Source organism: Lewinella sp. 4G2 (assembly GCF_001625015.1).
Taxonomy (GTDB): domain Bacteria; phylum Bacteroidota; class Bacteroidia; order Chitinophagales; family Saprospiraceae; genus Neolewinella.
This window is the reverse complement of the sequence record NZ_LVWJ02000014.1, coordinates 4,033,755-4,047,031: the sequence shown is the minus strand read 5'-3', so window position 1 is coordinate 4,047,031 and position 13,277 is coordinate 4,033,755. Positions and strand designations below refer to the sequence as shown.

Genomic DNA, 13,277 nt, shown 5'->3' with positions numbered 1-13,277 from the left:
CGGGGAATTCTCCGGCGGGGTATCTTACCGTTCTTCTTATAATTACTACTACGCCACCAGCTACACTATATGGATTCGACCTCCTCCCTCGCCGAACGATTCGCTCACCCCGAATTTCTGACATCCTTTACTCACGAACTGGCCACCTACCTGCCAGCTCGACGTTGGTTCACCAGTAAGGGAAAAAAATTGGAGCGGACTGAAGTCACCCACGTCCTTCCCGTTGCGGAGGCAGCCATCGTAGTAATACGGAATACCTACGCGGACGGAGCGACGGAACGCTACCAAATGCCCCTCGCCCAATTAGCCGGCCCAACGGAACAGCTTAATTACTTGCGCGACTTTTCGGGTATGGCCGTCTTTCAGGTCCCCGGTGGCCCGCTGATTGTGGATGCCGTACCCCTTCCCCAATTCCGTTCCGCACTCTATCGAATGATTCGTAACGGGGAAGATGGATCCAACGGTTTAAAGTGTGATACCGGTAAACTACTCCGCACCGCACCCGCGGCAGCGCCCAGCGTCGTACCCGCCATCGATACGAGTAATACGGCGATCGTGTACGCTGACAGCTACTTTTTTAAGCTCTTTCGTAAACTGGACGAGGGGTTAAACCCGGATCTGGAACTGGTTCGATATCTCTCCGAACACGCCGGATTTGCCCACTGCCCACCCTACGCCGGCAGCATCGGGGTAGGGGAGATGCACGACGATGGCTACCTCAACCTCGGGATGATGAGCGGTAAAGTGGACAACCGTGGAGATGCCTGGGAATACTTCCAGGAACTCACCGAACGCTACTTCGCGAGCAACGATGAGGTAGACCAGGAGACGCTCGGCCGAGCCAAACTGCTGGGCCGGCGAACCGCTGAAATGCACCGTGCCCTCGCCAAAAACGCCACCGATAACGAACTGCTGCGGCCAACCTTAATGACGCCGGAGTACCGAGCCGAAATCACCGCCGCCGCCCAGAAACTACTGAACCGCCAAATGGCCGAACTGGCCGGAAAGGCGGGTGAACTCGGCGGAGAAACCGGTGACCTCGCCAAACGCGTACTCGCTCTCAAGGATACGTTTAACGACAAACTGGAGGCGCTCGCCAACGAGCCGATGGATCTGAACCTCATCCGCCTCCACGGTGATTACCACCTCGGGCAAGTGCTGGTGACGGAAGACGATTTCTACATTATCGACTTCGAAGGGGAGCCGTTGCTTTCCATCCCCGAACGCCGGCGCAAACGGCCCGCGCTGAAGGACGTCGCCGGTATGGTCCGCTCCTTCCACTACGCCGCCCACGGGCAACTGCTGCTGAACGATCGCTACGGCGCGGAAGACCGCTTCCGCCTGCGCAGCCGGGCGAACGATTGGTACGAGGCGGTGGCCAAAGCATTTCTACAGGCCTATTTCGATAATAGCGGCAACGCAAGCTTTCTGCCCGACAACGAAAATGACCGGCAATTGCTGCTGGACTTATTCGTACTCGAAAAAGCCGTCTACGAAGTGGCCTATGAATTAAATAGCCGGCCGGACTGGTTGCCCATACCGCTGAATGGATTACTACAAACGGCGGAATGATTAGTAACCGGCCACATCATCGTCGGGGTTACGCGCGTCGCCGGCCGCCTGGATTTGCCCCTGATCATCCACCAGTAAGGCTTTGATGACGGCCATAGCGGATACCTCCCGCAATTTGTGTCCCTTAGCCTCCAACTCCTCGCGGACGGGCTCAGATAGAGCCCCGGATTCATAGAGCACCTCGTCTGGTAACCACTGATGGTGGAAGCGGGGGGCGGCAACGGCGTCGGCGAGTGGCATGCCGAATTCGGTTACGTTCAGGAAGGTTTGGAGCACCGCAGTGATGATCGTGGAACCTCCCGGAGCGCCGAGGACCATGAAGAGTTCACCGTCCTTTTCCACGATGGTGGGCGTCATGCTGGACAGCATCCGTTTACCGGGTTGGATGGCATTCGCCTCCTTCCCCACGAGGCCAAACATATTGGGTACACCGGGTTTGGCGGAAAAGTCGTCCATTTCGTTGTTAAGGAAGAAGCCACCACCATCCACCATCACCTTGCTGCCGAAATTGCCGTTCAGCGTTGTGGTGATGGAAACAGCGTTTCCGAGACTATCGATGATGCTAATGTGGGTGGTCTCAAAGGTTTCCTTCCGGAGGGTAAGACCTAGTTCTACGTTGGTACTGCGGCTCGCTGAGTCAGGGTTGAAATCCGTCATCCGCCCGGCCAGATAGGTGTCGTTCAGTAGGCTATCGACTGGGACAGGGTAATAATCGGCATCTCCCAAATACTCGGCGCGGTCAGCGTAGGCGCGGCGCATGGCCTCGACGGTGAGGTGGATGGACTCGGTGGTGTGGTAGCCCATTTCCGTCAGGTCGTAGGGTTCCAGCATCTCCACCATTTGGGCGAGGGCAACGCCACCGCTGCTACTGGGAGGCATCGAGATGATGCGGTAGTTATCGATTTTCTTGGTGATTGGTTCCCGCCAGGTCGTTTCGTAGTCCTGAAGATCTTTGGCGGTAATGATTCCGTTGCCGGACTGCATCTCGGCCACGATGAGCTCGGCGGTGCGGCCGCCGTAAAACCCTTCCTTTCCGTCGCGTTGAATCCTACGCAGCGTAGCGGCCAGGTCCGGCTGTTGGACGAGCTGTCCTTTCACCACGGTAGAATCGGAGAACGGGGTAGATGCATTGAACTCCAGGAAATCTGCGTGGTAGCGTTTCAGCCTACCTACCTCCGAGGCGCTGAGGCGGCAGCCATTTTCGGCAAGGTCAATGGCGGGCTGGACTAATTCTTTCCAGGGGAGGGAACCCAGCTCTTCGTGCATGGTGGCGATGCCGGCGACCGTCCCCGGAACGCCGACGGCGCGGTGGCCTCGTGTGCTAAGGTCTGGAATGACGTTGCCTTCATCGTCGAGGTACATATCACGGTCTGCGGCTGCGGGAGCTCTTTCCCGGTAGTCGAGGGACTTGATCTCACCCTTTGCGCTGCGGTACACCAGAAAACCTCCGCCGCCGAGGTTGCCGGCGCGGGGGTATACGACGGCCATGGCGAATTGCATGGCGACGGCGGCGTCGGTCGCATTACCGCCGGCCTTTAGTACATCCAGTCCAACCTCGGTGGCCAGGGGGTGGGGACCAACGATGCCAGCAGTAGGGTAGGTCGCCGTTTTCTCCGCGGTGTAATCCAGCGTTGGGGCTTCCCGTTGGCAGGCCAGGAATAGCGTGCTCAGGGTAAGGAAGAGTAGGGTTTTGTGCATGGGCTAAAGATAATTGTTGGGGCTTAGCCTTGCGCTCTTAGCCCCCCTCAGCCACATTATTTCCTACGCTTTCAAAGCGCTTGGATTATCTTGCCCGCCACCACCAAGTAGGCCTAACCAGCCCGAACCAAATTGTACCGATGAACAGCGATCACGCCCAAACGACCAACCACGTTTTGATGGTCCGGCCCCACCATTTCGCGATGGGTAGCCCGACACACTTCGATAACGCCTTTCAGGAAGCCGCCCCACCGGAACTGCAGTATGAGATCGCTGAAAAGGCGAAGGGAGAATTCGACCATTACGTCCACCTGCTTCGTGAGGCCGGCATCAACGTGACCGTAGTGGAGGATGACCCAAGCGTGGTGACTCCCGACTCCGCCTTCCCGAACAACTGGTTCAGTACCCACGGCGACGGCTTATTGGTCACCTACCCCATGTTCTGGCCCCAGCGGCGGATTGAGCGTCGGGAGGCCATCTTTGAACTGATCGATCAAAAATTCCGGGTGAACCGCACGTTGGACTTAGCCCACTGGGAAAGTGCCGGCCGCTTCCTGGAGGGGACGGGTAGCCTCGTCCTGGACCGCAAGAACCGGGTCGCCTACTGCTGTTATTCCGAGCGGGCGACCAAGCAGGCCATTCAGGATTGGTGCGCGGCGATGGATTACGCCCCGATTACCTTTCACGCCGTCGACCAACGCGGTACCCCCATTTACCACACCAATGTGATGCTGGCCATTGGTACTGAGGTAGCCGTAGCCTGTTTTGACAGCGTCGCCGACCCGGCGGAAAAATCGAAACTCACCGAAAGCCTTGCCCTCAGTGGCCGGCGCCTGATGGGCATCAGCCAGGACCAGATGGACCAATTCGGAGGCAATATGCTGGAACTACGCCGCGAAGCTGGTCCGCTGTGGGTGATGTCCAGCGCTGCCTTCAACAGTTTAGACCCCGCTCAGGTGGAATTATTGGGAAGCCCGTTGCTGCACGTCCCACTACCTACCATCGAGCAGTACGGCGGTGGTTCAGCCCGGTGTATGATCTCAGAGATCTTTCTTGCGCCTAAATAATCTTACATTCATCGAAGAAAATTCCCCTTCGGTCCCTAAACTTTGCACCTGCGGCAGCGCCTGAGTTAAATTGCGAGCAGTAACAACTAAACGTACACCCTAAACAACACGAACTATGACCGTTGATACTTTAGATGCTGGTGCCACCCGAATTGAGGCACCCGTTCGGTTTGCCGGCTTTGGCGTGCGCCTTGGCTCCGCGATCATCGATTTCCTCGTCATGCTCCCGCTGGTTGGTGGCATTACCTACTTCACGATATTCTCCCCGAACTTCAACCTGTTCGTCGCGGTGAGCGTGCTGTCCATGCTGTACAAGCCTTTAATGGAGGGCTACTTCGGCGCTACGGTAGGTAAGATGGCCACCAAGATCAAAGTGGTGGCGAAAGAGAACGAACCCATTACCATGGTGCAAGCCGTGACCCGCGCCGCGCCCTGGATCTTGGGTAGCCTACTCAATATCTACTTCACTTATCAAGTATTCCAGATCCCCGGGCTCGAGGATGCGGACGGTTTTACGGAGTTCGGATTGATCGTCGCGGAATACCAGGCCGAGAACGGTAGTACATTGAGTCAGATCATTCAGCAGGTGGCCGGTTGGTTGCCCCTGATTTCTGCCCTAGTTATGCTCGGAAATAAGCAGAAGCAGTCCGCGCACGACCTCCTCGCGGAGACTTACGTAGTCTACAAAAACCCCGAAGTAAAGCCGCTGTAAGCGGTATCTTCGTGGCGTGGAATTATCGAACGTCACTCCGGCATCCTACCTGCAACGCTGGCTGGCCTATATCATTGATGCGCTCGTGCTCGGGCTATTTACTGCCCTGGCGCTGTACCTGCTAATCTACGCGCGGAGCCTCTACGCCTGCCTGGCCGTCACCGTGCTGGAAGGCGCCTACAAACCCATCATGGAATGGCGCTACGGCGCAACGTTGGGAAAGATGGCCCAAAAACTGGTCGTCGTGGATAGCGTCACCGGCCAACGAATGGATCTCAACCAGAGCCTCATGCGCTATCTGCCCTGGGCCCTGGGTATGTTCGCAGCCATCTTCGTGATCACCCGGCAGTACCAAAGCGCAGATTTTGCGGAGGTATCCGACATTTACGGTTACCTGGACCTGGCGCAGAATAGCCCCCTTAGCGATAGTTGGGTGATTCAGGTGATCAGTAACATCCCCATCTTCTCTGCCGCCTGGCTCATCGCCGACCCCTGGCGGCAGGCGCTGCACGATAAGCTGGCGAAAACGATCGTCATTCAACGTACCCCAGTGCAGGGATAAAGAAAAAGCCGCAAGCGATCGTTCGCTTGCGGCTTTTTCAGTCGTGGTCAAATAAGCTTACTTGCTCTCCGTCGGAAGCGCCTCCAGCGTGAAAGTGCGGGTAACCGGGTTAAGCGGTGCTTTCACCATTTCGCTTCCTTTCATCAGGGTCAACTCCACGGTATTCTCGCCCATCGGCAGGCCCGACAGGAAGTAGGGTTGCCAGCTGGTGATGTCAAATTCAGCCTTACCATTTACGGTCGCCTTCACGTGGTAGCCGCCTTCACTCAGCTCAACGTTGAGGGGGTAGAAATCCAGCATGATGTTCTTCGTATCGTTCTCACCCACGTACTTACCCTTGGGCCGGCTGTAGAAAAGCATGGGCTCGGTAATGTCCGTTGGGTTTACGAAAGCACCATTCTTAACGTCCGTACGCACCGCGCGGTGGGCGGCCTCGGTCTTGATCGATTCGTGGTAGGAACGGCTGAGGAAGGAGAGGATGTAATGGTTGCCATCGGCAACCTCCTGCTCAAACTCCGGCGTGTATTTGGCGATGTAGGGTTCGTTGTCGATGATCAGGTGAGCGTGCTGCCCCTTCACGGAGTTGGCGCACATGATCTGCCCGGCGTCGTCCGTCTGCACACCAAATTCGTAGCCGGTAGCGGCGTAGTTGAACTTGCCGCCACTGTACGTCCAGTCGGTGATGGCCGCATCCGGAAAATCTTTGGTAGCTGGCATTGGGGTGAGGGTAATATCGCCGCTTGTCTGAGGCTCCATGTTGGCCATTGCTTCACTGGGGTCCAGTTTGTTGGCGTTTTCGGTGACGTTGTCCATGGCGTCGTTCCGGTTGCCACAGGCTAGGGTAGCGGCGGAAAGGCCGGCGAGTAAGAGTAGGTGACTAACTTTCATAGTGGGTAGTTTTGCTGATTAATTTGCGGGCGCTGCCGCGGGTGCAAGGATATTGGATCGGCCTCCCCAGAAACAGAAAGACTCGCCCAAATTAAATACAGCACCTTAACTAATATTGCGCCGTTGGTGTTGACGAATTGAACCGAAAGATTACCGAAGTAAGCTAACTATGGTGGATTCTAAAGGCATCACGACGCTTCGGGTAGAGGGAATGGACTGCAACAACTGCGCCCAATCCATCACCCGTTTCCTCGAGCGAAAGGGCTTGGAGGACGTCTTCGTCAACTTTCAAACCCGCGAAGTCCGCTTCCGTAGGGATGACGAGACCTTGGACCCGGAAGGCGTGCGCGCCGGTATCAAAAGACTGGGCTTCACGGTGGTGGACGAACCTGAATCCGGTAGTTCTTTCGACCACGGCGACGCGCACGACCACTCCGCCGTGGCCCGCCGTCGTCTGCTATTTTGCGCGGTACTCACCGCACCGCTACTGATCGCTCATTTACTGATGACCTTCGGCGTGGAGGTAGGGCTGATGCACAACAAGTGGCTACAGCTAGCCTTGGCCGGACCCGTCTACGCAATCGGTGGACTGCACTTTGGCCGCAGCGCCCTGGCTGGACTACGGGAGCGGATGCTCAACATGGACGTACTGATCTTCCTCGGATCAACGGCGGCATTCATCTATTCGATGGTAGGTTTTATCTGGGATGACCCTCAATACTACTTCTTCGAAACGGCGGCCACAATTATCACTTTAGTATTGGTAGGTAATTGGTTGGAAGCGCGCGCCGTCGAAAAGACGACCACCTCGATCGCCGCCCTGACTGACCTTCAGGAAGAATCCGCCAGCCTGATTATGCCAAGTGGCACCACGGTCAGGCTACCCATCGAAGAAGTGAAAGTGGGCAACCGGCTCCGCATCAATACGGGTGACCGCATTCCCCTGGATGGCCATCTCCTAACGGGCCACCTTTCCACAAACGAAGCGATGCTCACCGGCGAGAGTCTCCCCGTAGAAAAAGGGGTAGGGGAGCGCCTTCTCGGTGGTTCCCTCGTTACGTCGGGCCAGGGCACTTACGAAGTAACCGCTGGCTACCGGGACGGAACCCTATCGCGGATAATCGATCTGGTCAAAACCGCCCAAGCGGACAAACCTGACCTGCAGCGACTGGCGGATAAGATCAGTGCCATTTTTGTACCCGTCGTCATCGCGATTGCCCTGCTGACGTGGCTCGTGGGGTGGTTGACGGGCTACGCCACCTTCACCCAGGCGGTGATGAATGCCATCGCAGTCCTATTGATTTCCTGCCCCTGCGCAATGGGATTGGCTACCCCGACCGCCGTAATGGTTGGAGTAGGGCGTTTAGCCCGTATGGGTATTCTGATCCGAGGCGGAAGCACTGTTGAGCGACTGGCCGGCGTCCAACAAATGGTCTTCGACAAAACTGGAACGCTTACGACGGGCGAATTGACCGTAACCGACTTCACCGTGGCTCCGGCACAGGACCGGGCTCAAGCTCTGCGGGAAATTGCCGCGATGGAAGAGGGGAGTAGCCATCCCATCGCGGTGGGTATTCGATCTTACGCGCAGGAGGAGCTAGAGAGGTCGGGAGCTGCGGAGATGACTGATCAGGTAAAGTATGTGCAAGAAACCCCTGGCGTTGGCCTGACGGCGCGTACGAACTCCGGCGAAAAACTATTCCTCGGTGCGGCGCACCGTCAAGGGTTGACTGTTTCTGGAGATCCGGACATTGTCTTCACCCGCGGCGGTCGGTTTGTGGCGGGGATAAAACTCGGCGATGAGATCCGGCCGGGCGCCGCGGCGATGGTCCGAGAGTTAAAGCAAAAGGGTATTGATCCCGTCTTGCTCACTGGGGATAATCAAACCAAGGCAAATCAGGTTGCGCAAGCCATCGGCATTACGAAAGTAGAAGCGGAAAAACTGCCGGCCGAGAAATTACAATTGGTCACTTCGCTGAGCCAACGGCAACCCACCGCAATGGTCGGAGACGGTATTAACGACGCCGCTGCCCTCGCCCGGGCAGATGTTGGCATCTCTCTCGGTGGTGCCTCCGCCGCCGCCCTCGATGCCGCACAGGTGGTGTTATTACGGGATGACCTGAGCCTGTTAACGGAAGGATTAAAGGTTTCCGCTCTGACGTTACGAACGATCAAGGAAAGCCTATTCTGGGCCTTCAGCTACAATGTGGTGGCCATCCCAATTGCCGCACTTGGCTTCCTGAACCCCATGTGGGCAGCTCTCTTCATGGCCTTTTCGGACGTCGTCGTAATTGGAAACGCGATTCGCCTGAAATCCAGGAAAGCTAAATAGTTGGACTTTTAGAATACGGGTTCCACACTTACGCCCATTCCTCTGAGCAAAGCGATGACGCCGTTGGTCCCACCTAAATGACCGGCGCCGACTGCGTAAAATACGGGGCCACTCGCGGCGGCCGTCTTGATGATGGGGGCCCAATTTTCGTTGCGCCGCGTAAGGAGCAACTCTTCGAAGCGATTTACTTCCGCGGTTTCTTCACTCATCATGCTGGCCATTTCAGCAACGGCCTGGCGGCGGTACATGGCAACCATTTGGTCCATTTGGTTTTCACCACCGGTTTCAGTTGAGGCTTGGTCGGCAACGACGGCTTCGTAGAGCATTCTGGCCTGGTCTTCGTAGGCGATGGAATCGAAGAGGCTCATTTGAAAATCCATGGTTTCTAGGCCACCGATCTCCTTGCCGGCTGCTTTGGCAATTTCCGTTAACTCCATTTCGTAGCTCTTCATGCCGGAGGGTCCGCCACCGAGGCCGCCGATACCGGGCATGCCGCCACCTTCACCGCCCTGGCCAACCATTGCGCTGAGGAAAAGCGGTTTCATCCGGCTCATCATGCCAAATGGGATACCCATCTCCTGGAAGTAGGACTTCACGGTTGCGTACTCCTCGTCGCTCAGGAGGTCGGAGATCTTCGTCCCGTTCTTCATGTTGAGTTTCATCATTAGCCCCAACATTTTGGACATGTCCTGCATATCCCGTGGGTCGATTTCGAAAACCACCTCTTCGGTAGCGTTCAGCGCTCGAACTACTTTACTGGGCATGAAGTAATCCGCCTCAGGAATGATGTGGATGGTGCCGAAGAGGTAGCTGGGGGCCGCAGCCCCCGGGGTGGTGATCTTCCAGAGTAGGGTAGTATCCGTTAAGCTTGGAGCGACCTGCGCGATGGATGCAGACCCAGGTTTGGGTGATTCAGTGGCGGATCCCGTCTGCTCCGTAAATTTGGGGGAGCAGCCATAAATAAACAGGAGGGCGAAAAGCAACGAAAGGTAATGGCGCATGGAGGAGCAGAATGTTTCAGCCAAAGAACTAGGTGGCAGATGGTAAAGTTGTGAGTAGCGCTTGTCGGCCTGGGATAGCGTAAACCATGAGACAGACCAATCGGCTAATGATTGCGGGATTTTTGCGATTTACCTTTCCCACAAAGCGTTGTTTAATTCTAAAACAGTACGTACCTTTGCGCTCCGAAAATAAAAAGCTATGAAAAAGGATCTGCACCCCAAGAATTACCGTACGGTGATCTTCCGCGACATCAACGCGAACGAAAGCTGGCTCGGCCGCAGCGCTGCCAACACGCGTGATACGGATACCTTCGAAGGTGAAGAGTACCCCCTCATCAAGTTGGAGATCTCCAGCGCTTCTCACCCCTTCTTTACGGGTAAGATGCAGTTTGTGGATACCGCTGGTCGTATCGACAAGTTCAACAAGAAATTTGGTAAGTCGCGCTTCGCCAAGAAATTGGGCGAAGAGGCTGCTACGGAAGAAGCACCCGCCACGGAGGAGGCGTAAGCCCCCTGCTTCTATTCCTTTCCGGAGGCCCGAAGTGAACATTGGTTCGCTTCGGGCTTTCGATGTTATGGGTGAGCCGAACGACAGATTTTCAAGGTACGCTTCGTAAATCAGCTCGACACTCGGCTTGAGCCCCATACTATCGGGCACCGTGCTACGTTTGCTTCCGCATTCTTCCTATTTATTTCTTACCGTCTCTCACAGTACTTGAACACGTATGTTAAACCTGGTCTTCTTCGACTCTGACGTCCGCCCACACCTACTCCCGCTCACGTATTCTCGCCCGGTGGGTGACCTGCGCTGCGGCATCCTGACCATTCGGGAAAAGTGGGAACACCATCTAGGCGTAAGCGGCAGTTTTCTCACCGACGATAGCCTCCGGGAGCTCTATCCGGTAGAGCAAGGCGAACACAACCTGTTAATCAACGGGGCCGTCCTACCAACACCTGCCCTCGCCGAACAGGTGCGACAGTTAGTACCGGGGGAAGCCTTTCAACAGAATGGCCTGCTCGTTGCTACCTGTTTGAACGGTGATGCTCTAGAAGCCCTTATCGAAGGTGACGAATTTGACAATATCGAAGCCTTTGAGCTGGAGGGCGAACCCGTCCGCCACCTCACCCGGCCCGCCGATATCTTTACCTTTAATGGTGAGGAGATACGTAGAGATTTTGCCTTACTCATTGAGGGGAGAACGTCCGCTACACCCTCCACCTCCAATACCTTTATTGGTGATCAATCCAACCTCTTTCTGGAAGAAGGGGTAACCATGGAAGCCTGCACCCTCAACCTGACCACTGGCCCTGTTTACATTGGTCACGATGCCGTTGTCCTGGAAGGGTGCCTACTCCGTGGGCCAATCTCAGTAGGGGAGGGGGCCGCCCTCAAAATGGGAGCCAAAGTGTATTCCAATACCACCATTGGGCCGAAGTGCAAGGTTGGCGGGGAAGTCAATAACGTTGTCTTCCACAGCAACAGTAATAAGGGCCACGACGGCTTCCTTGGGAATGCCGTAATCGGCCAGTGGTGTAACATCGGAGCGGACACCAACGCCAGTAACTTGAAGAATGATTACGGCGAAGTGCGGGTTTGGGATTACGTCTCGGAGCGCTTTGCTAAAACGGGCCTCCAGTTTCACGGATTGGTGATGGGCGACCACTCCAAGTTAGCCATCAATTGCATGATGAATACTGGTACTGTTGTCGGTTTCTCGGCCAATGTGTTCGGGGAGGGCTTCCCACGGACCTTCATTCCCAGCTTTTCCTGGGGCGGTGCCGGCGGCTTCCGGACGTACCGACTCGACAAAGCCCTGGCTACCGCTGAACGGGTAATGGCCCGCCGCGAACGTCAACTAAGCGATGAAGACCGCGATCTATTCGCGCGTGTCTTCGATGCGAGTGAAAAATACCGGCCGGAGTAGTGAGAATCGCCGTTTTGTAACTGCGGCCGACGGATGAAGAATCACTTTTTGAAATCGCGCCTACTCAGCCTAGCTACTCAACCAGCTTCGGATACGTATTCTTATTCTAGCGGTTCTGGTCTATCGGTCGCGGCCACTTCCTCCACGTCGTATTCCTCCCCAAATCGTTGTTCCGCCCGGTAGGCAACGTAGATGCTCAGGACTAAACCGATGAGCCCCATCCACCATTCGGGCACGTCTTCGGTGATGGCATTCGGATCAAACTCACCGGTAACGTAGGCAACAATCACCTGGATGCCGTTGAATACCGTGTGCAGAATGATGGGCACCCAAAGGGAGCGCGTCCAGTGGTAGGCGTAACCGAGACTGGCGCCAAGGATCATCCGGGGCAGAAAGCCGGCAAACTCGATGTGCATGGCACTGAAGATCGCCGCCGCCAGCCAGATCGTCGCGTGATGACTGCGGAGGTAGCCACCAAGAATGCGCTTCTGGAAGGTTCCCCGCAGCAACAGTTCTTCCCCCAGTCCGGCCACCACTCCAATGGTCAGAACGGCCAGCAGCAGTTCTGGGATCGATTCCATTGTAAGCATCTGGACCAACAACTGGTCGGTAGCAGCTTCACTCTGGCTCGCCCATTCGGGAAGGGGGACCTGTAGATTGACGTAGGCAGAGTAGGCAACGACGGGAAGGCTCACCACGAAGAGGAGAATTGCTGGTCCCAGACTGCCCTTCACCGGTCCACGGTCTAGATAAACGGACCGCTGCCAATTTTGCCGGTACACGTACCAAAGCCCCGCAATGGCGGCCCCGGCAAACAAGAGTAGATTATTCAGGAAGAGCCCGAGGCGTAGTGCCTGTCGTTGCCCGGCGTCCAGGTCAAACTCACCCGTGAGCAACGATTGGATTTCAAATCCGCTGGCCAGCAGGATCCCGGTGAAAATCACCTGGCCGGCGATGAATAGAATTACCAGGCTGATCAACGTGGCTACTAAGAGTCGTGTAGCTGTCTTACTACGGGGCTTAACATTCGTCATAAGGGGGTTTGTAAGGATAAATGCAAAGTAAACGCTTATTTTGCGGCCTAATAATGGCCGTTGGTGTACACTTCGGCCAAATCTTTAACTTCAAGCATCGTTACGTTCAGAACTGTCTCACTCTTCTTCGGTTTTTCGCTTTCGCAAATTCAATCTGATTTCTAACAATTTGCCGCCGGAAAAAGTGTGTCGCTCAATTTGTCCTTCACCACCACGGGACGCCTATCACTAATTGACTTTTGAAATCTCGTTCGCCTTGCTTGCCATCCGCTCACTGAATGAAGCTATTTTACTTCGTAGCGCTTTTGTCCATATACATTCTCGCCCCCACCACGGTCTTTGCACAGCCTGCCGTGGACGAGTGTGACGGCTCTCTAGAGTTGGATCCGTTTGCCATCACTAACATTACCTGTATTGGTGGCAGCCCTTCCGCACAGGGTGAACAAATAGTAACTGGGTCCAGCACAACTATTGGTGGAACGCCAA

Annotated in this window: 11 protein-coding genes; 7 read left to right on the top strand and 4 right to left on the bottom strand. The window is 55.7% G+C overall.

Annotated features, from left to right (window positions below; genetic code table 11):
* The first annotated feature begins 69 nt into the window (after positions 1-69).
* Positions 70-1,572 carry a phosphotransferase gene (locus A3850_RS16550; RefSeq protein WP_068219046.1) on the top strand — a complete coding sequence of 501 codons (1,503 nt, stop codon included), beginning with the start codon at positions 70-72 and terminating at the stop codon, positions 1,570-1,572.
* On the opposite strand, the gene ggt is transcribed toward A3850_RS16550, so the two are convergent.
* Positions 1,573-3,270, bottom strand: coding sequence for a gamma-glutamyltransferase (gene ggt, locus A3850_RS16545; RefSeq protein ID WP_068219043.1), 1,698 nt, complete (start codon positions 3,268-3,270; stop codon positions 1,573-1,575).
* A gap of 140 nt (positions 3,271-3,410) precedes the next feature.
* Between ggt and ctlX the strand changes: the two genes are divergently transcribed.
* The 3 genes from ctlX (at position 3,411) to A3850_RS16530 (ending at position 5,611) form a co-directional block, all read left to right on the top strand.
* Positions 3,411-4,337 carry a citrulline utilization hydrolase CtlX gene (ctlX, locus tag A3850_RS16540; RefSeq protein WP_068219040.1) on the top strand — a complete coding sequence of 309 codons (927 nt, stop codon included), beginning with the start codon at positions 3,411-3,413 and terminating at the stop codon, positions 4,335-4,337.
* Between the two features lie 115 nt (positions 4,338-4,452).
* On the top strand, positions 4,453-5,049 hold the full coding sequence (locus A3850_RS16535; protein WP_068219037.1) for an RDD family protein: 597 nt from the start codon (positions 4,453-4,455) through the stop codon (positions 5,047-5,049).
* A 16-nt stretch (positions 5,050-5,065) separates the two neighbouring features.
* Complete coding sequence (locus tag A3850_RS16530) at positions 5,066-5,611, top strand: RDD family protein (RefSeq protein ID WP_068219034.1); 546 nt, start codon at positions 5,066-5,068, stop codon at positions 5,609-5,611.
* A gap of 57 nt (positions 5,612-5,668) precedes the next feature.
* On the opposite strand, the gene A3850_RS16525 is transcribed toward A3850_RS16530, so the two are convergent.
* Positions 5,669-6,499 (bottom strand): hypothetical protein, encoded by an 831-nt coding sequence (locus tag A3850_RS16525; protein ID WP_068219031.1) that lies wholly within the window; start codon positions 6,497-6,499, stop codon positions 5,669-5,671.
* Between the two features lie 169 nt (positions 6,500-6,668).
* Here A3850_RS16525 and A3850_RS16520 point away from each other — a divergent pair, with 169 nt between their 5' ends.
* Positions 6,669-8,831, top strand: coding sequence for a cation-translocating P-type ATPase (locus tag A3850_RS16520; protein ID WP_068219028.1), 2,163 nt, complete (start codon positions 6,669-6,671; stop codon positions 8,829-8,831).
* An 8-nt stretch (positions 8,832-8,839) separates the two neighbouring features.
* Here A3850_RS16520 and A3850_RS16515 read toward each other — a convergent pair whose 3' ends face one another.
* Positions 8,840-9,832, bottom strand: a complete 993-nt coding sequence (locus A3850_RS16515) for a TraB/GumN family protein (protein WP_082921878.1) — start codon at positions 9,830-9,832, stop codon at positions 8,840-8,842.
* A gap of 199 nt (positions 9,833-10,031) precedes the next feature.
* Between A3850_RS16515 and A3850_RS16510 the strand changes: the two genes are divergently transcribed.
* Positions 10,032-10,340, top strand: coding sequence for a type B 50S ribosomal protein L31 (locus tag A3850_RS16510; protein WP_068219023.1), 309 nt, complete (start codon positions 10,032-10,034; stop codon positions 10,338-10,340).
* Positions 10,341-10,557: 217 nt separating this feature from the next.
* On the top strand, positions 10,558-11,757 hold the full coding sequence (locus tag A3850_RS16505) for a GlmU family protein (RefSeq protein ID WP_068219018.1): 1,200 nt from the start codon (positions 10,558-10,560) through the stop codon (positions 11,755-11,757).
* Between the two features lie 101 nt (positions 11,758-11,858).
* On the opposite strand, the gene A3850_RS16500 is transcribed toward A3850_RS16505, so the two are convergent.
* Positions 11,859-12,791 (bottom strand): CPBP family intramembrane glutamic endopeptidase, encoded by a 933-nt coding sequence (locus A3850_RS16500; RefSeq protein WP_068219015.1) that lies wholly within the window; start codon positions 12,789-12,791, stop codon positions 11,859-11,861.
* Positions 12,792-13,277: the final 486 nt, after the last annotated feature.

Excerpts from the sequence above, each read along its gene's own strand:
- A3850_RS16500 (WP_068219015.1), bottom strand. The coding sequence starts at position 12,791 with ATGACGAATGTTAAGCCCCGTAGTAAGACAGCTACACGACTCTTAGTA.
- A3850_RS16520 (WP_068219028.1), top strand. The coding sequence starts at position 6,669 with ATGGTGGATTCTAAAGGCATCACGACGCTTCGGGTAGAGGGAATGGAC.
- A3850_RS16525 (WP_068219031.1), bottom strand. The coding sequence starts at position 6,499 with ATGAAAGTTAGTCACCTACTCTTACTCGCCGGCCTTTCCGCCGCTACC.
- A3850_RS16535 (WP_068219037.1), top strand. The coding sequence starts at position 4,453 with ATGACCGTTGATACTTTAGATGCTGGTGCCACCCGAATTGAGGCACCC.
- A3850_RS16510 (WP_068219023.1), top strand. The coding sequence starts at position 10,032 with ATGAAAAAGGATCTGCACCCCAAGAATTACCGTACGGTGATCTTCCGC.
- ggt (WP_068219043.1), bottom strand. The coding sequence starts at position 3,270 with ATGCACAAAACCCTACTCTTCCTTACCCTGAGCACGCTATTCCTGGCC.
- A3850_RS16505 (WP_068219018.1), top strand. The coding sequence starts at position 10,558 with ATGTTAAACCTGGTCTTCTTCGACTCTGACGTCCGCCCACACCTACTC.
- ctlX (WP_068219040.1), top strand. The coding sequence starts at position 3,411 with ATGAACAGCGATCACGCCCAAACGACCAACCACGTTTTGATGGTCCGG.
- A3850_RS16550 (WP_068219046.1), top strand. The coding sequence starts at position 70 with ATGGATTCGACCTCCTCCCTCGCCGAACGATTCGCTCACCCCGAATTT.
- A3850_RS16515 (WP_082921878.1), bottom strand. The coding sequence starts at position 9,832 with ATGCGCCATTACCTTTCGTTGCTTTTCGCCCTCCTGTTTATTTATGGC.